19 protein-coding genes are annotated in these 24202 nt (G+C 73.1%); 16 read left to right on the top strand and 3 right to left on the bottom strand.

Translation table 11 applies throughout. From position 1 onward, the window contains the following. Positions 1-40: 40 nt before the first annotated feature. Genes ASE15_RS02960 through ASE15_RS02940 form a run of 5 tightly spaced genes read left to right on the top strand, consistent with a single transcriptional unit; the run spans position 41 to position 4400 of the window. Positions 41-592: a MaoC family dehydratase gene (locus tag ASE15_RS02960; RefSeq protein ID WP_082608336.1), complete on the top strand. Its 552-nt coding sequence runs from the start codon at positions 41-43 to the stop codon at positions 590-592. Then, positions 589-1515: a CoA ester lyase gene (locus ASE15_RS02955; RefSeq protein WP_082618131.1), complete on the top strand. Its 927-nt coding sequence runs from the start codon at positions 589-591 to the stop codon at positions 1513-1515. Before ASE15_RS02960 ends, ASE15_RS02955 begins: the two co-directional genes overlap by 4 nt. Continuing rightward, positions 1512-2384: a CoA transferase subunit A gene (locus tag ASE15_RS02950; RefSeq protein ID WP_082618130.1), complete on the top strand. Its 873-nt coding sequence runs from the start codon at positions 1512-1514 to the stop codon at positions 2382-2384. The genes ASE15_RS02955 and ASE15_RS02950 overlap by 4 nt, the downstream gene beginning before the upstream one ends. Position 2385: 1 nt before the next feature. Continuing rightward, positions 2386-3243, top strand: a complete 858-nt coding sequence (locus tag ASE15_RS21800; RefSeq protein ID WP_056761085.1) for a 3-oxoacid CoA-transferase subunit B — start codon at positions 2386-2388, stop codon at positions 3241-3243. After that, a complete protein-coding gene (locus tag ASE15_RS02940) occupies positions 3240-4400 on the top strand; it encodes an acetyl-CoA C-acyltransferase (RefSeq protein WP_056761083.1) in 1161 nt (386 codons plus the stop codon). The genes ASE15_RS21800 and ASE15_RS02940 overlap by 4 nt, the downstream gene beginning before the upstream one ends. 31 nt (positions 4401-4431) lie before the next feature. On the opposite strand, the gene ASE15_RS02935 is transcribed toward ASE15_RS02940, so the two are convergent. After that, on the bottom strand, positions 4432-7299 hold the full coding sequence (locus tag ASE15_RS02935; protein WP_082618129.1) for a lysylphosphatidylglycerol synthase transmembrane domain-containing protein: 2868 nt from the start codon (positions 7297-7299) through the stop codon (positions 4432-4434). Between the two features lie 225 nt (positions 7300-7524). Here ASE15_RS02935 and ASE15_RS02930 point away from each other — a divergent pair, with 225 nt between their 5' ends. The 5 genes from ASE15_RS02930 (at position 7525) to ASE15_RS02910 (ending at position 14494) form a co-directional block, all read left to right on the top strand. Next, on the top strand, positions 7525-8496 hold the full coding sequence (locus ASE15_RS02930; RefSeq protein ID WP_056761081.1) for an HdeD family acid-resistance protein: 972 nt from the start codon (positions 7525-7527) through the stop codon (positions 8494-8496). A gap of 311 nt (positions 8497-8807) precedes the next feature. After that, positions 8808-10454 carry an ABC transporter substrate-binding protein gene (locus ASE15_RS02925; protein WP_056761078.1) on the top strand — a complete coding sequence of 549 codons (1647 nt, stop codon included), beginning with the start codon at positions 8808-8810 and terminating at the stop codon, positions 10452-10454. Between the two features lie 149 nt (positions 10455-10603). Further along, positions 10604-11716, top strand: coding sequence for an ABC transporter permease (locus ASE15_RS02920; RefSeq protein ID WP_082618128.1), 1113 nt, complete (start codon positions 10604-10606; stop codon positions 11714-11716). A 1-nt stretch (position 11717) separates the two neighbouring features. Continuing rightward, the gene (locus tag ASE15_RS02915; protein WP_056644471.1) at positions 11718-12767 is read left to right on the top strand and encodes an ABC transporter permease; all 1050 of its coding nucleotides are present in this window, start codon (positions 11718-11720) and stop codon (positions 12765-12767) included. Continuing rightward, entirely contained in the window at positions 12764-14494 is a 1731-nt protein-coding gene (locus ASE15_RS02910) for an ABC transporter ATP-binding protein (RefSeq protein WP_235534092.1), read from the top strand. The genes ASE15_RS02915 and ASE15_RS02910 overlap by 4 nt, the downstream gene beginning before the upstream one ends. A 114-nt stretch (positions 14495-14608) precedes the next feature. On the opposite strand, the gene ASE15_RS02905 is transcribed toward ASE15_RS02910, so the two are convergent. Next, entirely contained in the window at positions 14609-15442 is an 834-nt protein-coding gene (locus tag ASE15_RS02905) for a CPBP family intramembrane glutamic endopeptidase (protein WP_369800540.1), read from the bottom strand. A gap of 209 nt (positions 15443-15651) precedes the next feature. Between ASE15_RS02905 and ASE15_RS02900 the strand changes: the two genes are divergently transcribed. From ASE15_RS02900 to ASE15_RS02875, 6 genes are all read left to right on the top strand, one after another. Continuing rightward, positions 15652-16797: a hypothetical protein gene (locus ASE15_RS02900; protein ID WP_056761076.1), complete on the top strand. Its 1146-nt coding sequence runs from the start codon at positions 15652-15654 to the stop codon at positions 16795-16797. A 176-nt stretch (positions 16798-16973) separates the two neighbouring features. Beyond that, the gene (locus tag ASE15_RS02895) at positions 16974-17711 is read left to right on the top strand and encodes a hypothetical protein (RefSeq protein WP_056644481.1); all 738 of its coding nucleotides are present in this window, start codon (positions 16974-16976) and stop codon (positions 17709-17711) included. After that, positions 17704-18009 carry a transcriptional regulator gene (locus tag ASE15_RS02890; protein ID WP_056644484.1) on the top strand — a complete coding sequence of 102 codons (306 nt, stop codon included), beginning with the start codon at positions 17704-17706 and terminating at the stop codon, positions 18007-18009. Before ASE15_RS02895 ends, ASE15_RS02890 begins: the two co-directional genes overlap by 8 nt. Next, on the top strand, positions 18006-19253 hold the full coding sequence (locus ASE15_RS20665) for an ABC transporter ATP-binding protein (protein ID WP_369800539.1): 1248 nt from the start codon (positions 18006-18008) through the stop codon (positions 19251-19253). The genes ASE15_RS02890 and ASE15_RS20665 overlap by 4 nt, the downstream gene beginning before the upstream one ends. Further along, positions 19250-20053, top strand: coding sequence for an ABC transporter permease (locus tag ASE15_RS02880; RefSeq protein WP_056644487.1), 804 nt, complete (start codon positions 19250-19252; stop codon positions 20051-20053). The genes ASE15_RS20665 and ASE15_RS02880 overlap by 4 nt, the downstream gene beginning before the upstream one ends. 396 nt (positions 20054-20449) lie before the next feature. After that, positions 20450-20983, top strand: a complete 534-nt coding sequence (locus ASE15_RS02875) for a hypothetical protein (protein ID WP_157277102.1) — start codon at positions 20450-20452, stop codon at positions 20981-20983. 108 nt (positions 20984-21091) lie between these two features. Here ASE15_RS02875 and ASE15_RS02870 read toward each other — a convergent pair whose 3' ends face one another. Continuing rightward, positions 21092-23947 (bottom strand): cation-translocating P-type ATPase, encoded by a 2856-nt coding sequence (locus ASE15_RS02870; RefSeq protein WP_056761069.1) that lies wholly within the window; start codon positions 23945-23947, stop codon positions 21092-21094. Positions 23948-24202: the final 255 nt, after the last annotated feature.

Below are 24202 nucleotides of genomic sequence, written 5' to 3'. Positions count from 1 at the left end.
CACCCGGGACACACATCAGACCAGCAGGAAGGAGCGCAGGATGCGGGAGATCGAGCAGCGCGGGCTCTACTACGACGAGCTCGAGACCGAGGTCCGCTACGTCCACCGCCCGGGGCGCACGCTGACCGAGGCCGACAACGTCCTGTTCACGACGCTGACCATGAACACCCAGTCGCTCCACCTCGATGCCGCGTGGGCCGCGACCCAGCCGTTCGGGCAGCGCCTCGTGAACTCGATGCTCACGCTCTCGACGCTCGTCGGGGCCTCGGTCGCGCAGCTCACGCAGGGCACGATCGTCGCCAACCTCGGGTTCGCCGAGGTCGCGTTCCCGCACCCGGTGTTCCACGGCGACACCCTGTACTCCTCGACCGTGGTGCTCGAGAAGCGGCCCTCCGCCTCGCGGCCCGGGCAGGGCGTCGTGACGTTCGAGCACCGCGGGCACAACCAGGACGGCGTGCTCGTGGCCCGGGCCGTGCGGTCGACGCTCGTGTGGACGCGCGCCGCGCACGAGACGGCCGTCGCGACCACCACGGAGGGTGGGCCGGGCGCGGGGGCGCGTGACGCCGTCGGGCAGGAGGGCGATCCCTCGTGACGACCTTCGACCTGGGGCCCGCGCTCCTCTTCTGCCCCGCCGACCGGCCGGACCGGTACCGCAAGGCGCTCGATCGCGCCGACGCCGTGATCCTCGACCTCGAGGACGCGGTCGCGCCGGACCGCAAGGCCGCTGCCCGCGACGCGCTGCTCGCCGAACCCCTCGACCCGGCGCGGACGATCGTGCGGGTCAACGCGGTCGGGACCCCGGAGCACCTCGCCGACCTGGCTGCGCTCGCCCGCACCGCCTACCGGACCGTCATGGTGCCCAAGGCCGACGAGCGGCTGCCGCTCGACCTCGGCGGGCTGCGCGTGGTCGCGCTGTGCGAGACGGCCGCGGGCGTGCTGGCTGCGCCCGAGCTGGCCCGCCGGCCCGGCGTCGTGGCCCTCATGTGGGGGGCCGACGACCTGGTCGCCTCGCTCGGCGGGACGTCGAGCCGGTTCCCCGACGGGGGCTACCGGGACGTCGCGCGCGCCGCGCGCTCCGCGGTGCTGCTCGCCGCGGGGGCCGCGGGCGTCGCCGCGATCGACGCGGTGCACCTCGCGATCGAGGACCTCGACGGTCTGCGCGACGAGGCGCTCGACGCCGCGGCCGTCGGCTTCGCCGCGACCGCGTGCATCCACCCGTCGCACGTCTCCGTGATCCGGGCCGCGTACGCGCCCCCGCGCTCCGCGGTCGAGGGCGCCCGCACGCTGCTGGCCGCCGCACGCGGGCACGACGGCGTGTTCGTGCACGACGGCGTGATGATCGACGGCCCCTCGCTCAAGCACGCCGAGGCCGTGCTGCGGCGGGCCGACGCGGCCGGGCAGGCCGACGAGGCAGGCGCGGCCCGGTCGGCACGGACCGCGGGATCGTTCGAGACCCCGGACACCACCGGGCGCACGGCCCCGGACGCCCTCCGCACAGGAAGCAGGCCGACATGACGACCGACGGAACCCGGCCGGTGAGCGACGATGCCCCGGCCCGACGCGACGCGAGGAGCGACCCGCAGGGCGCCAAGGGCTACCCCGACGCGGCCACCGCCCTCGACGGGCTGCTGCGCGACGGGATGACGATCGCCGTAGGCGGGTTCGGGCTGTGCGGCATCCCGGCCGACCTCATCGAGGCCGTGCGCGACTCGGGCGTGCGGGGCCTGACCGTGGTGTCCAACAACATGGGCGTCGACGGCAAGGGGCTCGGGCTGCTGCTCGAGAGCGACCAGGTCGACAAGGTCCTGTCCTCCTACGTGGGGGAGAACAAGCTGTTCGCGCAGCGGTACCTCGACGGCGACCTCGAGGTCGAGTTCGTGCCGCAGGGCACGCTCGCCGAGCGCCTGCGCGCCGGCGGAGCAGGCATCCCCGCGTTCTACACGGCCACGGGCGTCGGGACACCGGTCGCGGAGGGCAAACCCGTCGAGGAGTTCGACGGGCGTCGCTACGTCCTCGAGCGCGGCATCGTCGCCGACCTCGCCCTGGTGCACGCGCACCGGGCAGACGCCTACGGCAACCTCACCTACCGGTTCACGGCGCGCAACTTCAACCCGCTCGTCGCGACGGCCGGCCGCGTCACGGTGGTCGAGGCCGAGATCCTGGCCGACGAGCCCCTCGATCCCGACGTCGTGGTCACGCCCGGGATCTTCGTCGACCGACTCGTGCCCGCGCGGCCGCGGGTCAAGGACATCGAGCAGCGCACCGTGCGGGCTCGTGGGGCGGCGCCGAGGGCTGCCGCGCCCGCGGCGGGCGGGGACGGCGCGGGACCGAGCACGGGTGCCGAGGCCGCCGCCCCGGTGCCCGCCGCAGGAAAGGAGTCCTGACATGCCCTGGGACCGGGACCAGATGGCCGCGATCGCCGCGGCCGAGCTGCACGACGGCGACTACGTGAACCTCGGGATCGGCATCCCCACGCTCGTCGCGAACCATCTGCCGCCCGGAGTCTCGATCACGCTGCAGAGCGAGAACGGGATGCTGGGGATCGGGCCGTTCCCGCTCGACGGCGAGGAGGACGCCGACCTCATCAACGCCGGCAAGCAGACCGTCACGGCGCTGCCGGGCGCGAGCTACTTCGACTCCGCGACGTCGTTCGCCATGATCCGGGGCGGGCACGTCGACATCGCGATCCTCGGTGCGCTCGAGGTCTCCGAGACGGGCGACCTCGCCAACTGGACCGTGCCCGGGAAGCTCGTCAAGGGCATGGGCGGGGCCATGGACCTCGTCGCGGGCACGCCGCGCATCGTCGTCCTCATGGACCACGTGGCGCGCGACGGGTCGCCCAAGCTCCGGCACGTGTGCGGGCTGCCGCTCACGGGGCAGGCCGTGGTGGACCGGATCATCACGGACCGCGCGGTCTTCGACGTCGTCGACCTCGCGCCGCCCGCATCCCCCGGGGTCCCGACCGCCACGGACTCGTTGTCAGAACGTGGCCGGGGTATTCCCCGGCCACCTTCTGACAACTCATCGGGGGCGGGTCTCGGAGCTGGGACCGGTGCAGTACCGGCAGCACCCGGGGCCTCGCGCCGCGGCCTCGTGCTCCGCGCCGTCGCGCCCGGCGTGACCCTCGACGAGGTGCGCGACGCGACCGAGGCGAGCTACGCCGTCGGGCTGGAGGAACCGCGGCCCGCGGCCGGGGCGACCACCCGCACCCAGACCCGCCCAGGACACCAGGAGGAAGCATGACCGTCATCGTGGGGTACGCGCGCACCCCCTTCGTGCGTTTCAACGGCGCCTTCGCGGCCGTGCCCGCCGCGACGCTCGGGGCGCACGCGCTGGGCGCGGCGCTCGCGGACGCAGGACTGGTGCCCGACGACGTCGAGCTCGTCCTCGCCGGACAGGTGCTCCAGGGCGGGGCCGGTCAGAACCCGGCACGGCAGGCCGCGGTCGGCGCGGGCGTGCCGTACTCGGTGCCCGCGATGACGCTCAACGCGGTGTGCTTGTCCGGCATGGAGGCCGTGGTGCAGGCGCACCGGCTCATCACCGCGGGCGAGGCCCAGGTCGTCGTGGCCGTGGGGCAGGAGTCCATGAGCCTCGCACCGCACGCGTGGGTCGGGTCGCGGGCGGGCCAGAAGCTCGGCGACGTGACCCTCGTGGACACGCTCGCGCACGACGGGCTGCGCGACGCGTTCGAGCGGGACTCGATGGGGCTCAGCACCGAGCGCCACGGCGAGGGGCTCGGGATCAGCAGAGCGGCCCAGGACGCGTTCGCGGCGTCGTCGCACGCGCGGGCAGCCGCGGCGGCCGACTTCCTGCGGGGCGAGATCGCGCCGTTCCAGACGCCCGGGCGGGGCGGGCGCCTGGTCGAGGCCGACGACGGCGTGCGCGTCGACACCACGGCCGAGGTCCTGGCGCGGCTGCGTCCCGCCTTCCGCGAGGACGGCACCATCACGGCAGGGAACGCCTCGCAGATCTCCGACGGCGCCGCAGCGCTCGTGCTCGTGAGCGACGAGGAGGCGGACCGGCGTGGGCTGACCGGCGCCCGGGTCCTGGGTCACGCGCTCGTGGCCGGTCCCGACGTCTCGCTGCACGCGCAGCCCGCCAACGCGATCCGCGCGGCCTGCGCCCGGGCCGGGCTGGAGGTCGGCGAGCTGTCCGCGGTCGAGATCAACGAGGCGTTCGCGGTGGTGGCCCTCGCGTCGACGGAGCTGCTGGGCGTCGACCCCGCGATCGTCGACGCCAACGGCGGCGCCATCGCGCTCGGGCACCCCATCGGGGCGTCGGGCGCGCGCATCGTCGGTCACCTGGCGCGGCGGCTCGCGGCTCTCGGCGGCGACACCGTGGGGGCGGCCGCGCTGTGCGGCGGCGGGGGACAGGGCTCGGCGGTGGTGCTGCAGGGGTAGGTGATCCGGAGCGGCTGCGGGAGCTCGCGCGCTAGAGGTCGCCCTTGCGCTGCAGGAAGCGCATCGCGGCCCAGCCGATGGGGATGCGGGCCCAGTAGGTCGCGACACGGAACAGGATCGTGGCCGAGGTGGCGACCGCGTACGGGATGCCCGCGGCGGTCAGGCCGGCGGTCAGGGCGATCTCGATCGTGCCCAGGCCGCCGGGGGTCGGGACCGCCGCGCCCGCGGCGTTGCCGACCAGGTAGATCACGGCCACGTCGACGAGCGCGAGCTCCTGGCCGAACGCCGCGAGGGCCGCGTCGAACGCGAGCACGTAGCCGAGCGTCATGATGATGTTCCCGCCGAAGCCGAGGGCCAGGCGTCCCGGCTGGCTGAGCATCTCCGACAGTCGCGGCCAGACCTGCTGGACCGTGGGCCGGATCTTGGCGAGCACCCAGCGCCGGACGGCCGGGACCAGCAGCGTCGCGATCACGGCGAGCGCGACGCCCGTGATCGCGAGCAGCACGGTGGTCGAGGGAAGCTTGATCAGACCGCCCGACCGGGCCGTCATCGACAGGACGACCAGCAGCAGGATCGTGATGACGAACTGCGACACCTGGACCAGGGCCACGGTCGCGACGGCCATGGGGGTCGACACGTTCCGCTTGGTGAGCATGCGCAGGTTGAGCGCCGCAGGGCCGATCCCGGCCGGTGCCGCGAGGGCCACGAACGACCCGGCCATCTGGGTCAGCGTCGCGCGGATCATGGGCAGCTTCACGGGCGAGAACGCCACGAACGTCAGGGCGGCGCCGAACCAGGTGAGGATGCCCAGCGCGAACGAGATGACGGCCCACCAAGGGTTGGCCTGGGAGACGGCCTCGGTGATCTGCTGGAAGTTCATGGTCGTGACGACCACGGTCACCGCGACGATCGTCAGGGTCAGCGTGATGATCGTCCGGGCCCCGAAGCGCGTGATGCGCTGGGGCTCGACGTCCGTCTCCGGCAGGCGCTCGACGAGAGCGGCCCGCAGGTCCTTGAAGAGCTCCTTGTTGGCGCGCATCTCCTCGCGCGTGCTCACGGGCAGCGCGATCGACTGGAGGAGCGGCCCGATCGCCGCGATGTCCTCGTTGGGCAGCACGTTCACGGCCGAGGCCACGGCGCGCTGCGCGCCCACGCGCAGCGCGAGGAGCGCGACCATCTGCGTGAGGTCCATGCGGCGCGACAGCTCGGACGACGCGATGTCTCCCTGCTCCCACCCGGTCAGCCAGACCTTGACCTCGGAGTCGTCGGGGCCGGCCTCGGCGCCCTCGGGGCGGAGGTCGACGGTCGCCGACGCGGGGTCCGTGCCCGTCCCCGCCGGGTGCGTCGAGGCGCCCCCCGGCTCTCCCCGGCTCACGAGCATGACGTCGGAGGTCAGTGCGCGGTGCGAGAGCCCGGCGTCGTGCGCGAGCTGGATCTGGTGCCAGGCCTCGGTGAGGACGGCGTCGGTGACCTCGTCGTCGGGCAGGTCGCGCAGCGAGACCGCGCCGACCGCGTGCTCCTGGACCAGGATCATCGAGTCGTCGGCCTCGGCCACGCCCAGCAGGCGCGGCGTCCGGACCCCTGCGGCGCGGGCCGCGTAGGCGAGCAGCGCGGTGCGCTCGGCGACGGCCTTGAGGGAGATCGCGGCGCGCCCCTCGATGCCTCGCAGGCGCAGCGAGCGCCAGAACCGCGTGATGAAGCCGACGACCTGCCGGTCGCCGTCGAGCACCACGACGTCGCGCCGCACCCCGTCCTCGGTGAACATCGCGTAGACGCGGTTGTCACCGGAGCGGGTCAGCGCGATGGCCGCGGGGTCCGACGGGGCCTCGGCGGGCTCGCTGACCCCGTCGCCCAGGGCGCCGGACAGGTGGTCGCCCGTGATGCGCGCGTCCGCGGTGAGCGCCGAGTCCTCGTCCGTGCCGGCGATGCGCACGACGCCGACGTGCACCTCACCCGTGATCTCGCCGTCGGCGTTGACCTCGGTGATGGGGTCCTCTGCCGCCTCGGCGAGCTCCGCGGGCTGGGACACGTCGCGCACGCGGACGAGGGCGGTGGGCGAGTACCCGGCCCGCCGGACGCCGTCGACCAGGTGCGGTCCGTAGGCTCGCTCGCTGCGCACCCCGGACACCCACCGGACGGCGTTGCCGGCGATCCGGCCGAGCAGGAGCGTGATGATCGCGCCCGGCAGCGAGACCTGGGCCGTGATGAGGACGACGCCGAGCGCGATGAACAGCAGGTTCCAGGACCAGGCGACCGTGCGGCGCCGGGTGCGGGGGCCGGCCGCGGTGAGCAGTCCGCTGATCGCGGCGACGTAGCCGGGGATGCTGAGCTGCCACTCGCCGCGGATGCGGACCGACAGGCCCTGGATCAGGTCGGCCGACCCGAACGTCAGCACCGAGTAGGTCATGGCGATGCCCAGGAGCATGCCGATCGCGGCCGCGGCGATCGACTCGACGACCTGGCGTCCGAGCTTGCGGATGCCGAGCTCGATGAGGACGGCCGTGGGGATCGCGAGCGTCACGAGGCCCTCGAGGACCGCGACCGGGATGAAGAGGATCCTCGCGAGGAGGTCGGAGAACCCCTGGACGTCCTCGGCGACGCCTGCCGTGGTGCCGTGCGCGTACACGGACATGAACATGACGAGCGCGACGCCCAGGGCGCACAGCACGATCCCGACGAGGTCGCTCGGGTGGCGCACGCGCGCCTCGGGGGTGTCGACGATCTGGACCGTGGGGTCCGTCCCGTCGCCGACGGCGCGCGGGGTCGCGAGGAACGCACGGAACGAGCGGGGGTCCGGGGCCTCGTGCTCGGTCGTCTCGAACGACCCGACCTCGTGGACCTGGGGGCGTGGCTCGGCCGTCGCCGGAGGACCGGCCGGGTCGTGAGCACGCGCAGACATGCTTGCGAGTCTAGGGCGGGAGGTCCCGAGAGGCGCGGTATTACGCCACTTTCTGCCGGGTGATTTGCCCGCTTGCTCCCGTTGTCCGACGTGCTTCGCCGGGCGAGTGTGACCAACCTCCAGCAGGATGAACGCAGGTAGCGCTCCCATTCTGGCAGGCGCGCCGAGGGCGATCGCCCTGGGCGCGGGGCAGGGTGCACGGCGCACGACGAACGGTGGTGGCGCATGGTCCGGAGCAGGCGCAGAGGGCGGGACACGGTCGAGATCCCCGAACCGCTCAACGCGTTCAAGAACGTCTGGTGGCTCCCCGTGGTGCGCGGGCTGCTCCTGGTCGTGCTCGGGCTGCTGCTCATGATCCAGCCGCTCGAGGCGTTCGAGACGCTGCGCTGGGTCTTCGGGATCTTCCTCGTGGCCGACGCGGTCCTCGTCGCGGTCCAGGGCCTGGCGCACCGCAAGCAGGTCGGGTGGACCTGGTGGCTCGCGCAGGCCGTCGTCAACCTTCTCTTCGGCGCCGCGGTCATGTTCTGGCCGGACCTCAGCGTGACCGCGCTCTACTACGTCCTGGTCGTGTGGGTCCTGGTCCTGGGGGTCACGGCGATCGTGGGTGCGGCCGGGCTCGTGCGCAACAGGGACCTGGGGTGGCCGTGGCTGCTGACGTTCGGCATCGTCTCGACGCTGTTCGGCCTGCTGCTCGTCACGCGCCCCGTCGACGCCGACGACGTCCTGAGCCTGACGGTCGTCGTGTTCGGCCTGTACGCGTTCGTCGCGGGGGCGATCCACGTGGTCTCGGGCTTCGGGGTCCGGTCGGTCGCGCGCGAGCTGGCTGACCTGCGTGCGCAGGCGGTCGCGGCGGGCGTGGTCGTCACGGGCGGGTCGGTGCTGGGCGCGGGGGCCACGGCCCCGGTGGTCGCGGAGGCCGCGGCGACGCCCGCTCCGGAGGGCGTACCGGCGTCGGGCCCGACGGCGGAGCTCACCGCGGGCGGTGAGGTCGCCGGGACGGTGGACGGGTCGGGCGGGCTGGCCGGGTCGGGCGGCGAGCCGTCGCCGGCTCGCCCGGTCGAGGAGCTCGGTGGCGCCGGCGCCGGGAGCGTGCCCGACGTCCCTGCGGAGGAGCGCCTGCCGACCCCCGCTCCCGTCGAGGTGACCGGGCCGCGCGAGCCCGGCTCCGACGTCGGGCAGGAGACGCCCGGGCGCTGAGCGTGCGCAGCCGGTGACAGCGCTGGCGGTCCCGAGCGGGCGAACCCGCACGGCGGCGGTCCAGCGCCACGAAATGGCCGTGACGCACCGGAACGTACTCCTCGGTAACTTCACGACTGTGATCCGTCTCACCATGTGGCGGCGGGGGTTACGACCCGGTAACAAGATGCTCGGAACCGCCGTGCTGAGCCGTTCCAGGGTGCTTGACCGAAACAACAGTGTGTTAGACATCACGGACCTTGGTCGCAGAACCAGGCCGTGGGAGCGCCACCGCGCACCCACCTCATGACCCCGAAGAAGAGGTGTGACGGATGACGACCGTTTCGAGGAAGCGGCTCCTCGCCGCAACGGCAGGCATCGCCGTCGTGACGTTCACGCTCACGGCGTGCGGCAGCGGCAGCGGGACGAACGAGGACGGCGGCAGCAGCAACGCGAGCGCAGGAGGCGCGCTGACGATCGGCACGACCGACAAGGTCACGACGCTCGACCCGGCCGGCTCCTACGACAACGGGTCGTTCGCGGTCATGAACCAGGTGTTCCCGTTCCTGCTCAACACCCCCTACGGGAGCCCGGACGTCGAGCCCGACATCGCGGAGTCCGCCGAGTTCACGGCGCCGACCGAGTACACCGTCAAGCTCAAGCCGGGCCTGAAGTTCGCCAACGGCCACGACCTCACGTCCTCCGACGTGAAGTTCACGTTCGACCGGCAGGTCGCCATCAACGACGAGAACGGCCCGGCCTCGCTGCTCTACAACCTGGAGAGCGTCGCGACGCCCGACGACACGACCGTCGTCTTCACGCTCAAGTCGCCCGACGACCAGGTCTTCCCGCAGATCCTGTCGAGCCCCGCCGGACCCATCGTCGACGAGGAGGTGTTCGCGGCCGACGCGCTCACGCCCGACGCCGACATCGTCGCGGGCAAGGCGTTCGCCGGGCAGTACTCGATCGCCAAGTACGACTTCAACAACCTGATCTCCTACGAGGCCAACCCCGACTACCAGGGCGTGCTCGGCGAGGCCAAGACGGCGAAGGTCAACACCAAGTACTACACCGACGCCTCCAACCTGAAGCTCGACATCCAGGAGGGCAACATCGACGTCGCCTTCCGCAGCCTGTCCGCGACCGACATCGACGACCTCCGGGGCAACGACAAGGTCAAGGTCGTCGACGGCCCGGGCGGAGAGATCCGCTACATCACGTTCAACTTCGACTCCCAGCCCTACGGCGCCAAGGCCGAGGGCGCGGACCCGGCCAAGGCCCTCGCCGTCCGCCAGGCCGTCGCGGACCTGATCGACCGCGAGGAGATCGCTACCCAGGTCTACAAGGGCACCTACACGCCGCTGTACTCGTACGTCCCCGCGGGGCTGACCGGCGCGGTCGAGCCGCTCAAGGAGCTCTACGGCGACGGGCAGGGCGGGGCCGACGCCGACAAGGCCAAGGCCACGCTCGAGGCCGCCGGGGTCACCGTCCCCGTGGTGCTCGACCTGCAGTACAGCAACGACCACTACGGGCCGTCCTCCGGTGAGGAGTACGCGCTCATCAAGGACCAGCTCGAGAAGAGCGGCCTGTTCACGGTCAACCTGCAGACCACCGAGTGGGTCCAGTACGCCAAGGACCGCACGGCCGACGTCTACCCCGCCTACCAGCTCGGCTGGTTCCCGGACTACTCGGACGCCGACAACTACCTCACGCCGTTCTTCCTCCAGGAGAACTTCCTCGCGAACCACTACGACAACCAGGAGGTCAACGACCTGATCCTCCAGCAGGCCGCCACGCCCGACGCGGCAGCCCGCACGGCCCTCATCGAGGAGATCCAGGAGAAGGTCGCCGCCGACCTCTCGACCGTCCCGTACCTCCAGGGCGCACAGGTCGCGGTCGTCGGCACGGGCGTCGACGGGACCGAGGACACGCTCGACGCGTCGTTCAAGTTCCGCTACGGGGCGCTCTCGAAGAGCTGATCCCCGAGGACGCGGGGTGGCCCGACCGGCGACGGCCGGGCCGCCCCGCCCCGACGGCTCTCGGCGGGCCGTGCGAGCGACCTCCGCCGAGCGCCCGCAGCACCGCAGGCAACCGAGCAGCGTGGCTCGGACCACGACGAACGGACGACATGACCACGACGACCGACCAGGTGACCACGGCCGACCCGCCAGGCGCCAGGACCCCACGCCCCACCACCCCGCGGCCCAGGACGTCCGGAGGAGGTGGGCTCGGGCGGTACGTCCTGGTCCGGTTCCTCCTCATCATCCCGACCGTCTTCATCCTCGTGACGACCGTCTTCTTCGTCATGCGCGCGACGGGCGACCCCATCACCGCGGCGCTCGGCGGCAGGCTCCGGGCCGACCAGCTCGCCGAGCGCATCCACGCGGCCGGCTACGACCGCCCCATCATCGTCCAGTACCTCGAGTACCTGGGCGGGATCCTGCGCGGCGACTTCGGCACCACGATCAGCGACAACCGCCCGGTCTCCGAGATCCTCACGACCTACGGCGCGGCGACGCTCGAGCTCGCGGTCTACGCGCTGATCATCGCGTTCCTGGTCGGCATCCCGCTCGGGCTGCTCGCAGCCCACCACCGCGACCGGGTCCCCGACGCGTTCCTGCGCGTCTTCGCGATCCTCTGCTACGCGACCCCCGTGTTCTTCGCGGGCCTCCTGCTCAAGCTGATCTTCTCGGTCGGCCTCGGCTGGTTCCCCGTCGCGGGCCGCGCCTCGACGGGGGCCGAGCTGCAGATGCTCTCGCTCCCGGACCCGTCGGGCTTCTACGTCGTGGACGCGATCCGCACGGGCGACCCCGCCGTCCTGGGCGACGTCCTGATGCACGCGGTCCTGCCCGGGGTCGCCCTGGGGCTCCTGACCGCCGGGGTGTTCCTGCGCCTCGTCCGGACCAACGTGATCGGGACGCTCGCGACCGACTACGTCGACGCGGCCCGCTCGCGCGGCGTCTCGGAGCGTCGTCTCGTCCGCACGCACGCGTGGCGGCCGGCGCTCATCCCGATCATCACGGTCATGGGCATGCAGATCGCGATGCTCCTGGCCGGGGCGGTCCTGACCGAGACGACCTTCGAGTGGAAGGGCCTCGGCTTCATGCTCTCCCAGTACCTCCAGGCCCGTGACTTCGTCGCGGTCCAGGGGATCGTCGTCCTGCTGGCCGTGATCGTCGCGATCACGAACTTCCTCGTGGACGTCCTCGCGGCGCTCATCGACCCGAGGGTGAGGTACTGACATGGCACGACGACTCTCCTGGGGACGCCTGCCCGTGGTCCACCAGCTCCGCCAGAGCGTCGGGCTCCAGCGCGGCATGCTCGTCGCGGGCCTGATCATCACGGGGCTCTTCCTCCTCACGGCCCTGGCCGCGCCGCTGCTCGCGCCCTACGGGTACAGCCAGCTCCGCAACGCGGACGGGGCGTTCGGCGCGCAGCAGCCGCCGTCGGCCGAGCACCTGCTCGGCACGACCGTGGGCGGCTACGACGTCCTGTCGCGCGTGATCTGGGGTGCGCAGACCGCGGCCCTGGTGATCGTGGTCGCGATCGCGGCGTCGATCGTGATCGGCATCCTGCTGGGCCTGGTCTCGGGGTACTTCGGCGGCTGGCTCGACCGCGTGCTCGTGGTCCTGTGCGACGCGATCTACGCGTTCCCGTCGCTGCTCCTCGCGATCCTCCTCGCGATCGTCATCAGCGGGGGCCAGTCCAAGCTGTGGGGCGGCATCCTCGCGGCCGCGCTCTCGATCACCGTGGTCTTCATCCCGCAGTACTTCCGCGTGATCCGCGCCGAGACCGTGCGGATCAAGGCCGAGGCGTACATCGACTCGGCGCGCGTGATCGGCACGCCGCACCGCCGGATCATGGGTCGGCACGTGCTGCGCAACGCGACGCGCACGCTCCCGCTCATCGTGACGCTCAACGCGTCGGAGGCGATCCTCACGCTCGCGGGGCTCGGGTTCCTGGGCTTCGGGATCGAGCCGACGGCCGCGGCCGAGTGGGGCTACGACCTCAACAAGTCGTTGTCCGACGTGACGAGCGGCATCTGGTGGACCGCGCTCTTCCCGGGCCTCGCGATCGTGCTCGCGGTCCTGGGCATCACGCTCGTGGGCGAGAGCCTCAACGACCTGGCCGACCCCCGCCTGCGCAGCCGCCGGGCGGCGGCCGTCGGTGCGGGCGAGGTCGCGGAGACGTCGGTCGTGCCGGGAGGCTCGCTCGTGGCCGGCCCGGCGGGCCTGGGTGGTCTGGAAGGTTCGGGGACGCTGGGCGACGAGGGAATCGAGGTGCGCCCGTGAGCGCGCAGCAGGCAGCAGGCGAAGGCCCGACGACGTTGCGCGAGCAGGGCGCGGTCGTCACCATCCGGGACCTCACGGTCTCGTTCGCGACTGACGCCGGACCGATCCTGGCGGTCGACGGGGTCGATCTCGAGGTCGCCCCGGGGGAGGTGCTCGCGGTCGTCGGCGAGAGCGGCAGCGGCAAGACCGTGACGGCCAAGACGATCCTCGGTCTGCTGCCGGAGACCGCGACGGCGCGTGGCGCCGTCGTGCTGTCGAACAAGGAGGGGACGAGCGGGTCCGACGTCGTGAGCCTGACCCGGTCCCAGCTCCGGGCCGTGCGCGGCACGGACGTCGCGATGGTCTTCCAGGAGCCGTCGGCCGCGCTCAACCCCGTCTTCACCGTGGGGTGGCAGATCGTCGAGGGGCTGCGCGCGCACCGGCGCGTGCGCCGTGCGGAAGGGCGCCGGCAGGCGGTCGACGTGCTGCGCAGGGTCGGGATCCCCGACCCCGAGACGGCGGTCGACAAGTACCCGCACCAGTTCTCGGGCGGGCAGAAGCAGCGCATCGTCATCGCGATGGCGCTCGTGCTCGACCCCGGGCTCATCGTCGCGGACGAGCCGACGACCGCGCTCGACGTGACCGTCCAGGCCGAGATCCTCGACCTGCTGCGGCGCTGCCGCGACGAGTTCGGGACCGCGATCGTGCTCATCACGCACAACATGGGCGTGGTCGCGGACCTCGCGGACCGCGTGGCCGTGATGTACCAGGGCAAGGTCGTCGAGCAGGCCGACGTGCGGTCGCTGTTCGAGGACCCGCAGGCCGAGTACACGCGCGCCCTACTGGACGCCGTGCCCCGCGTCGGCGGGGGCGTGGTCAACGCGGCGGCCCGGGTCGAGGCCCGCGCCGACGGCTGGGCCGAGGGGGAACCCGTGGTCGTGGCCCAGGGGCTGCGGATCGAGTACCCGGGGCGGTTCCGCAAGCCCGCGTTCGTCGCGGTCGACGGGGTGGACCTGTCGATCCGCCCCGGCGAGGTGCTGGGGCTCGTGGGCGAGTCGGGCTCGGGCAAGACGACGATCGGCCGGGCCATCGGCGGTCTCACGCCCGTGACGGGCGGGTCGCTGTCGGTGCTGGGCGTCGAGATGCGGGGCGCGCGCGAGCGCGACGTGCGGCCCGTGCGCCCGCGCATCGGCTTCGTGTTCCAGGACCCGGCGTCGAGCTTCAACCCCTTGCTCACGATCGCCGAGTGCGTGGCCGAGCCGCTCGTGGTGCACGGGCGGGCCGCCGACGCGGGGGACGCCCGTGGCCGCGTCGACGAGCTCCTCGAGTCGGTCCAGCTCCCGCGCGCGTACGGCGACCGCTACCCGCACGAGCTGAGCGGCGGCCAGCGTCAGCGCGCGAGCCTGGCCCGCGCGCTCGCGCTCGATCCCGAGCTGCTCGTCGCGGACGAGCCGACGTCTGCGCTCGACGTGTCGGTCCAGGCGCGCGTGCTCGAGCTGTTCGCAGAGCTCCAGCGCGAGCTGGGGTTCGCGTGCCTGTTCATCAGCCACGACCTCGCGGTCGTGGACCTGCTCGCCGACCGGATCGCGGTGCTCTACCGGGGCCGGCTCGTCGAGGAGGGCACGTCGGCCGAGGTGCTGGGCGCGCCGCAGCACACGTACACCAAGCAGCTCCTGGCCTCGCTGCCCGTGCCGGACCCGGTGCTCCAGGCCGAGCGCCGGGAGGAGCTGGCGGCGCTGCGGGTCTGAGTTCCGCTGCGGGTCTGACGGTCCGCTGAGTGCGGAGTTCTTGCGCGACACGCCGGGCGTGTCGCGCAAGAGCTCCGCACTCAGCGATGTGCCACGGGGCTGAGGTCCGGCGACTCAGCCGACGCCCAGCGCCTCGAGCCACTCGCGCGGCAGCAGGGCGTAGCCCACGAACGCGACCACGTCGAGGATCGTGTGGGCGATTACGAGCGGGACCACGCGGTGCCGCCCCCACCTGCTCGTGTAGAACCACGAGAACACGACGCCCATGACCACGTTCCCGACGAACGGCCCGATGCCCTGGTACAGGTGGTACGAGCCGCGCAGCAGCGAGCTCCACACGACGAACTTCACGCGTCCCCAGCCCAGGTCCTTGGTGCGCTCGAACAGGTACGCGACCGCGATGACCTCCTCGAGCAGGCCGTTCTGGAGGGCCGCGAGGATCAGGATCGGCACGGTCCACCAGTAGTCCGCGAGGTTGGCGGGGTTGACCTCGACCGTGATCCCCAGGGCTCGCCCGGCGACGTACAGCCCCAGGCCCGGGATGCCGATGACCGCGGCGAGCGCGACGCCCCAGCCCGTGTCGCGCCACGGCCGGCTGCCGTCGAGCCCGATCGCCCGCGTGACCGACCGGCCGCGCGCCGAGAGCAGGTAGAGCGCGAGCGCGACCGGGATGAGCGCGAACCCGATGCTGAGGATCTGGTAGGTCAGGTCGAGGTAGGGGCGGGGCGACTGGCTGTTGTTGAGGCTTGCGCTCTGCTGGGCGAGCGGGGTGCCCTCGGTGAGGCGCGCGATGATGTTGACGACCGCGTAGACCCCGGACCGGCCGAGGCTCAGTCCCAGCAGGATCCAGATCTCGGCCCCGATGCGGCGGCGGGTCTCGGGGCGGTCGGCCGTCGTGGGGGCCCAGCGCGACCGCTTCCCGCCCCCGGCCTCGCCTGTGGGTGCCACACCGACCCCCGCTGTTCCGGGCTCGCGCGGCGTGCCGGTCGGTGCTGCTGGCTCGGCGCCAGAGCCGGGGGGAGTGCCGGGAGGAGTGGTCACCTGGTCGTTATAGCACCCCGTGCGAAGGCGCGCCGAGCGGTCTTCACACAATCCTCGTGGGTTGGTCAACAGGCGTCCGGGGGGCGTGCAGACCCGTTTCCTACGCTGGGAGGACCGTGACTTCGAACAGACCCCCCTCCATCAGCCCGACCGCCCGAGACGACTCCGCAGCACCGAACGACCCCGCCGACGACCTCGACGAGAAGCCGCCAGGCATCAGCGTCACGCAGGTCGTGGCGAGCGCGCTCGCTGCGGTGAGCTCGACGGTCCTGCTGTCGTACCTGGGGGTCGCCGGGACGATCATCGGTGCGGGCATCGCCTCGGTCCTGACGATCGTCGGGAACAACATCTACACGCGCTCGATCCTCAAGACGCGACGCCAGATGAAGGCGGCCCTCCAGGCGGGCGTGGTCCTGCCGGTCGGCAAGAACGGGCGCAAGGTCCTGCTGCCGACGCTCGCGGGGTCGCACGGGCAGGGCGCGGGTGGGTCCGACGGCTCCGCCGGTGGGCCGGGCGAGGGCACGGACGCGACCGGGAGCGGCACCGCGGTGCTCCCCGCGGTCGGGGACACCGCGCGGCTCGGCGACACCGCGGTGCTGGGCCCCGACGACCTCGAGGGCACGCACCTCGACGACCTGCGCACCGCGGCGGGCGCGCAGGCAGGGGACAGGCCCGACGGCGCCACGGACCTCCCCGACGACGGCGACGCCTCGGGCGACGGGGCAGCGGGCGATGACACGGCGGACTCGCGCCGGCCGAGCCGGCGCACCCTGATCCTGTCGACGGTCGCGGTGTTCGTCGTGCTCCTCGTGGGCGTGACCCTGGTCGAGGTCGTCGCCGGGCGGCCGCTGAGCGAGATCCTGCGCGGCGAGGAGGGCTCGGGGACGACCATCAGCCACGTCGTCTCGCGCGAGCCCGCGTCGACCGGCGACACCGGCGACACGACGGGTGGCACGACCGACCCCTCGACCGACGCGCCGAGCTCGGGCACCACGCCCAGCCCGGCGCCGAGCGAGAGCGTGCCGGCCCCTGCGCCGACCGACCCGCCGACCACGGTCCCGGACCCCGAGCCCACCACGCCGGTCACCCCGGCACCGGACCCGACGCCGGGGACGGGCGGGGACACCGGCGGCTCGGGTGCCGGCTCGGGCTCGGGAGGCACCGACCTCGAGCAGCTGCCCGGTACGGGAACGGGCAGCGGCACCGGGAGCGGCACGGGCGCGGAGGGTGCCGCGGGCACCTCGGGTTCCGCGACGTCCTGACGGCTCTCCGCTGCCGAGAAGTGAGTAGATGCCCCTGATCCACGCGGATCAGGGGCATCTACTCACTTCTCGGCGCAGGCGGCTCGCGTTTCCCGTGCCCGAGACCCCTTGCGCTCGACCGCTCCTCCTGGCAGGCTACAAAGTAGTTTGCAGTACAAACCTCAGGAGGAGCCGCCGTGCCCGCCCAGAATCCCGACCAGACCGCCGGACCCGCCCGGGAGCCTGACGACGACCTGCCGCTCGACCCTGCCGAGAGCCTGCGCCTCATCGCGGCCCAGCAGGAGAAGGCCAAGGACGTCGAGCCCGACGGCCGTGTCCTCTACGGGGTCTGGGGGCTGGCCTGGCTGCTGGGCTACACGACGCTCTACGTGAGCTCGCTGCGCACGGCCGACGCCGCGGGGGCGGTGACCGGACCGACCGGGGCGGGTGGCGCCGTCGGGCAGCCCGAGCCCTGGGCCTTCCTCGCCTTCAGCTTCCTCATCGTGAGCGCCGTGGCCATCACGATCGTGCACATCATGACCCGCGTGAGCGGGGTGCGCGGGGCGAGCGCCCGCTCGGGCGCGCTCTACGGCTGGGCCTGGTTCATCTCGTTCGCCGCCATGAGCATGGTCCTCGGCGGCCTCGCCCGGGCGGGAGCGAATCCCGAGGTCATGGCGCTCGCGAGCAACTCCCTGTCGTGCCTGGTGGTCGGGATCATGTACCTCGCCGGCGGGGCCATGTGGCAGGAGACGCGCCTGTACGTCCTGGGCGTGTGGATCCTGCTCGTCGCCGGGGCCGCGACGATCGTGGGGCAGCCAGGCCTGTACCTCGTCATGGCCGCCGCGGGCGGCGGCGGGTTCCTGCTCATGGCGCTCGTCGAGCAGGTGCTGCGTCTGCGGACCCGGCGCCGGATCGCGGGAGGCGCCCGTGCCTGACGTCGAGCTCGACCCGGTCATCCACGCCCAGTCGCGCCTGCGCGTGGTCGCGACCCTCGCGGCCCTCGGCGCGGGCGACCAGATCGCGTTCCCCAAGCTCCAGAAGCTTCTCGACATGACCGCGGGCAACCTGTCGACGCACCTGCGCAAGCTCGAGGACGCCGAGTACGTGACGGTCACCAAGACCCACGAGGGCCGCACACCGGCCACCTACATCAGCCTGACCCCTCGGGGGCGCCGCGCCTTCGAGGTCTACACCGAGTCCCTGAGCACGCTCCTGAGAGGAGCCGGATCGTGAGCACCCAGCACTCAGCCGCCCGACAGGAGGCCCCGCCGGCCACCGCCCGTCCCGCCGTGCGAGGAGGTTCGGCACCTGGCGGGTCCCTCGTGTCCGCGCAGCACGTGACCCGCCGCTTCGGCGACGTCGTCGCTCTCGACGACGTGACCCTCGAGGTCGGGGCCGGCGAGCTCGTGGGCCTCCTGGGCCCCAACGGCGCCGGGAAGTCGACGCTGCTCTCGCTCGTGAGCGGGCAGCGCAAGCCCGACTCGGGCGTCGTGCGCCTGTTCGGCGGCAACCCGCGCGACGCCTCGTCCCGGCAAGGGCTCGGCCTGACGCCGCAGGAGACCGGGCTGCCCGCGACGCTCAAGGTGCGCGAGGTCGTCGACTTCGTCGGCAGGCACTACGCGAACCCCGTGCCCACGGGGCAGCTGCTCGAGCAGTTCGGGCTGTCCGAGCTCGCCGGGCGCCAGACCGGGGCCATGTCCGGCGGGCAGAAGCGGCGGCTCGCGGTCGCGCTCTCGCTCGTCGGGCGGCCCCGGGTCGTGCTGCTCGACGAGCCCACCACGGGGCTCGACGTCGGGGCGCGCCAGGCGTTGTGGGCCGCGATCCGCGAGTACCACGCGGGCGGCGGGACCGTGCTGCTCACGAGCCACTACCTCGAAGAGGTGCAGGCGCTCGCGCAGCGCGTCGTCGTGATCGACCAGGGCATGGTCAAGGCCGACGACACGCTCGACGCGATCCTGCGCCGCGTCGGGCTGCGGCGCGTCGTCGTGCGCAGCACCGCGGACCTGGGGACCGACCTGCCGGGCGTGGTGCGTTCGGAGCGGACCGCTGCGGGCGGTGCGGGAGGCGCCGGGGGAGCCGGTGGGGCCGTCGCGGTGGAGAGCGGGGCTGGAGCCGGGGGCATGGGAACCAGGGATGCCGGATCTGTTGCCGCTGGCTGGCGCTACGAGCTGTACACGGCCGACGCCGACGAGCTCGTCCGCACGCTCGTGACCTCGGGCCTGCCGTTCCACGGGCTCGAGATCCGGGGCGCGAGCCTCGAGGAGGCGTTCGAGCAGATGGTCGCGAGCGGCCCTGCGGGGAGTGCTCCTCCGGGACACGCATCCGGGGCCGGCCGACCGGCCGGCGCCGCCCGCCCGACGAGCGCCGGGTTCGGCGGGCCCGACGCGCCCCCCTCCCGCGGTGACGCGGGAACCCCGACGGGCGTGGCGCCGTCGGGCACCCTGGACCGGACCTCCGAGGAGGAGAGCGCGCGATGAGCACCCTCGACGCAGTCACCACGACCCCCGGCGTGAGCGGGCGTCCGCCCAGCGCCGCGACCCTCACCTGGATCCACCTCAAGTACCAGTTCCTCGAGACCGTGCGCGTGCCCATCGCGGTCCTCGGGAACCTGCTGTTCCCGGCGCTCGCGATGTTCTTCTTCGTCGTGCCGCAGAAGGAGGTCGCGGACAACCCTGTCGCGGCGACCACGGCCGTCGCGTCGCTCGGGCTGTTCGCGATCTGCTCCGCGAGCCTGTTCACGTACGGGCTGGGCGTCGCGGAGGACCGGGCGCTGCCGTTCGACCCGTTCCTGCGCTCGCTGCCCGCGGGTCCCGCGCCGCGCATGATCGCGCGCATCCTCAACGGCGGGATCTTCTCGCTGTTCGGGCTCGTGCCGCTCATCCTCATCGGGTGGTTGCTGACCGCGGCCACCGTGACGTGGTCGCAGCTGCTCGCGGGAGTCGGGACCGTGCTGCTCGTGTCGGTGCCGTTCGTGCTGCTGGGCATCGCGATCGGGTACTCGCTCTCGGCCAAGGCCGCGCTGCCCGTGGTGCAGGTCATCCTGTTCCCGCTCGCGTTCGCGGGCGGCCTGTTCCTGCCGCCGTTCCTGTTCCCGCCGTGGCTCGACACGATCTCGATGACCACCCCGACGCGCGCCGGTCGCGACCTGCTGGTCCAGGCGCTCACGGGCGAGCCGGCGTACGCGCTCGCGTGGGTCGTGCTGGTGGGGTGGACCGTGGTGTTCGCGGTCCTGGCGGTGTGGGCGTACCGGCGGGACGAGGGGCGTCGGTTCAAGTAGCCCTCTGGGGGCTGACGTGGTGCCGACATGGTGCTGACGAGGTGCCGACGTGGTGCCGACGTGGTGCCGAGCACGAGGTTGCGGTCGTTATCCACCGGATAGCGACCGCAACCTCGTGCTCGACAGCGCGCAACCTCGTGCTCGACAGCGCGCAACCTCGTGCTCGACAGCGCGGAACCTCGTCCTCGGCAGGACGAACGACCACCGACTGAGCGAGGGACCTCTTCTCCTCGGTCCGCCGAGCACCGCCACGCTTCTCCAGCTCGCACATGCTGATCGGCCGGGCACGCGGTCGGTGCCGACCGATGGGCAGTCCTCCCCGTTGAGCCCCGGGTCCATGGCCGCTACTGTTCCCAGGCGGTGGTCGCCGGACCGCCACGACGAGAGGTGGACCACGTGGCGTGGTGGGAGGACGACAAGCCGAGCCTGGCCGACCAGCTCGCTGACTCGAGCCGGCCGACGAGGTCGGCATCGCGCTACACGACCGATCACTCGCGCAGCTGGGGGACGGTGCCGCTGTGGCTGCTGCTCGGGGCGGCGATCACGGTCGTCGGCGGTGCCGTGCTCTGGTCCTCGCAGTCGGCCGTGACGGTCTGCCTCGGCGTGACGGTGCTCGCGCTGGGGCTGTTCTACCTGAGCCAGTACGGCGTCCTGGCCTTCTACGCGCTGCAGGTCGGCCGGCTGCGCGATCGGCGGACCGCGGCGGCGCTCGCGCACGAGCCTCCGCCGGCACTGACCGACGACGACGTCCGCCAGTTCCACGTCCCCGTCCGCCCCTCCTTCGCCGGTCCTGCGCGCCTGGGGCTCCTGGATCCGGGGGAGGGCCCGACGCCTCCGGCGATGCGGGTCGCCCGGCTCGTCGGGGGCTCCTGCACGGCAGTCTTCATGGTGGGGGCGGTCGCGACGATCGTGGCCGGCTGGGCGTCGTAGTCCTGACCGGCACCGTCGACCCCTCTCCGGGGGCCGAGAACGGGGTTGCGGTCGTTATCCGGTGGACAACGACCGCAACCCCGTTCTCGACTGCGCGGAACCTCGTGCTCAGCCCGCCGAGCGCAGCCGCAGCGAGTTCCCGACGACGAGCACCGAGCTCATGGCCATCGCCGCCCCCGCGATCATCGGGTTGAGCAGGCCCGCCGCCGCGAGCGGGATCGCCGCCACGTTGTAGGCGAAGGCCCAGAAGAGGTTCTGCTTGATGATGCGCAACGTCTGGCGCGAGAGCCGGATCGCCGTCGCGGCCGAGCGCAGGTCGCCGCGGACCAGCGTGATGTCACTCGCCTCGATCGCGACGTCGGTGCCCGTGCCCATGGCCAGCCCCAGGTCGGCCCCGGCCAGTGCCGCGGCGTCGTTCACGCCGTCCCCGACCATCGCGACGACTCGACCTTCGGCGCGCAGGCGTGCGACGACGTCGACCTTGTCCTGCGGCAGGACCTGCGCGATCACGTCCTCCTCCGCGATGCCGACCTGCCGGGCGGCGACCCGCGCCGCGCCCGCGTTGTCGCCCGTGAGGAGGAGGGGGCGCAGGCCCAGCTCGCGGAGCTCGGCCACGGCCTGGGCCGAGGTCTCCTTGACCGGGTCGCGCAGGACCAGGACGCCCTGGGCGGTGCCGTTCCAGGCGACGACGACGGCGGTCGCGCCCGTGGACTCGGCCTCGTCGAACGCGCGGCGCAGGTCGGTCCCCGCGGTGCCGGGGCGAGCCTCATCCTCGGGGCTCGAGGGCTCCGAGGCGTCGAACGTGATGCCCTGCTCGGCGAGCCACGAGGGGCGTCCGACCAGGACCCGCTGCGCGTTGAGCGCTCCCGCGGGGGACAGACCCGAGTGCGCGGTGCGGACCAGGCCGCTGACCCCGCCACCGGGAGAGCTCACGAAGTCGAAGACCTGCGCGGAGCCGATCACGACGCCGTCGGCCCCGGTCTCGACACCCCCGGTCTCGACACCCGCCACGGACGAGTTGTCAGAACTAGGCCGGGGGATAGCCCGGTGTGCTTCTGACACCTGATCGGGGGAGGCCGCGAGAGCCGCTGTCCCGACCTGCTCTGCGACGGTACCGCCAGCACCGGCAGGCGCCTCAGGAGCAGCCGACCCCGGTCCGACCCCCGCGACCCGCGCCGCGGCAGCCGCGACGGCCTGCGCGATCGGGTGCTCGCTCAACCCTTCGACCGCGCCGGCGAGGCGCAGGGCGTGGTGAGCGGCGCCGTCGGGTCCCTCGCTCGACGAACCAGCAGCAGCCCGCGCCGGCTCCGACGACAGGTCGAGCTCGCCGTCGCGCGTGACCACACGCTCGAGGGCCATGCGCCCCTGCGTCACGGTGCCGGTCTTGTCGAGCACGATCACCTCGACGCGGCGCGTGGACTCGAGGACCTCGGGGCCCTTGATGAGGATGCCGAGCTGCGCGCCGCGGCCCGTCCCGACGAGCAGGGCCGTCGGCGTCGCGAGCCCCAGGGCGCACGGGCACGCGATGATGAGCACGGCCACGGCCGCCGTGAACGCGAACTGCGTGCTCGCCCCCGCGAGCAGCCAGCCACCCAGGGTGAGCACGGCCAGGACGAGGACGATCGGCACGAACACGGCCGAGATCCGGTCCGCGAGGCGCTGCACGGGAGCCTTGCCCGTCTGCGCCTGGCTCACGAGGCGACCGATCTGCGCGAGCGTCGTCTCCTCGCCCACGCGCGTCGCACGGACGAGCAGGTGGCCCGAGGTGTTGACGGTCGCGCCGGTGACGTCGTCGCCCGGCGTCACGTCGACGGGCACGGGCTCGCCCGTCAGGAGCGAGGTGTCGACGGCGGAGCTGCCCTCGACCACGACGCCGTCGGTCGCGATCTTCTCGCCCGGGCGGACCGTGAACAGGTCGCCCTCGCGCAGGGCGGCGACGGGCACGCGCTCGGTCACGCGCCGACCGTCGGGACCGGTCGTGACGCGCTCGGCGTCCTTGGCGCCCATCGCGAGGAGCGAGCGCAGCGCGTCGCCGGCCTTGCGGCGCGAGCGGTGCTCGGACCATCGGCCCGCGAGGAGGAACGTCGTGACGACGGCCGCGACCTCGAAGTAGAGCTCGGGCATCGCGGCATGCTCCCGCGAGGGCAGCAGCGAGACCTGCATCTGCATGCCGATCTCGCCCGCGCCGCCCAGCAGCAGCGCCCACAGCGACCACAGGGTCGCGGCGATCACGCCGATCGACACGAGCGTGTCCATGGTCGAGGCGCCGTGGCGGGCCGCGCGGAAGGCAGCGGTGTGGAAGGGCCACGCGCCCCATGTCACGACCGGCAGCGCGAGGGCCGTGACGACCCACTGCCAGCCCGGGAACTGCAGCGCCGGGATCATCGACAGCAGCACGACGGGCAGCGTGAGGACCGCGGCGACCTTGAGTCGTCGGGCGAGGTCGGCGCCGCGGTCGCGCGTGGGGGCCGAGGTGTCGGTCGCGGCCGGGGCTGCGTCGGACATCGGGCGAACCGAGGGGCTCGCCGGTGCGGACTCGGCCCCGGCGGGCGTCGAGGTCCCGGCAGCGGGAGCCGCGACGCCGACACCAACCCCGGTCGCACCGGCACCAACCCCGGCAGCACGAGCCCCCGTCACCACGCCGCCGGTGGGCGCCACAGGCTCAGCGACGGGCGCGCCAGCAGCCGCCGTCGCGGCAACCGCTGACGCGGCGACGCGCCGGCCCGTGACCCGCGCCTGGTAGCCCGCCTTCTCGACCGCTGCGACGAGCTCGGCGTCGGTCACGCCGTCGGGCAGCACGACGTGCGCGCTCTCGAGCGGCAGGTTCACGGTGGCCTGGGCGCCGTCGACGCGGTTGAGCCGCTTCTCGACGCGCGCGACGCACGACGCGCACGTCATGCCCTCGATCGCGAGGTCGACCTCGACGAACGTGGGGCCGGCGGTCAGGCCGGTGGGGGTGGTCATGGTTGCTCCTGGGAGGTCCGGTGGTGCGTCCGGCGGGTCTCGCCGGGTGGGGTTCTCCGTCGCGGGCCCGCTGTTCGCGGGCGGGGGACGGTGGGGGCGCTCCACGAGCTGCCGCGGGTCACGGTGTGCGACCGTCGGTCCAGCGGGCGGCGTGGCCGAGGCGTCGGCACGCGGCATGCGGGTGGAGCGGTGCCCGACGACGGAGCGTGGGCCGGGCGCCCGGCCGGTGCTCCGTCGTCGGGCGGGTCGAGCGGT

The sequence above is a fragment of the Oerskovia sp. Root22 genome (assembly GCF_001429135.1).
GTDB classification, from domain to species: Bacteria; Actinomycetota; Actinomycetes; order Actinomycetales; family Cellulomonadaceae; genus Oerskovia; species Oerskovia enterophila.
Note: the sequence above shows the minus strand (reverse complement) of the source record. Positions and strands in the feature narration are given on the sequence as shown.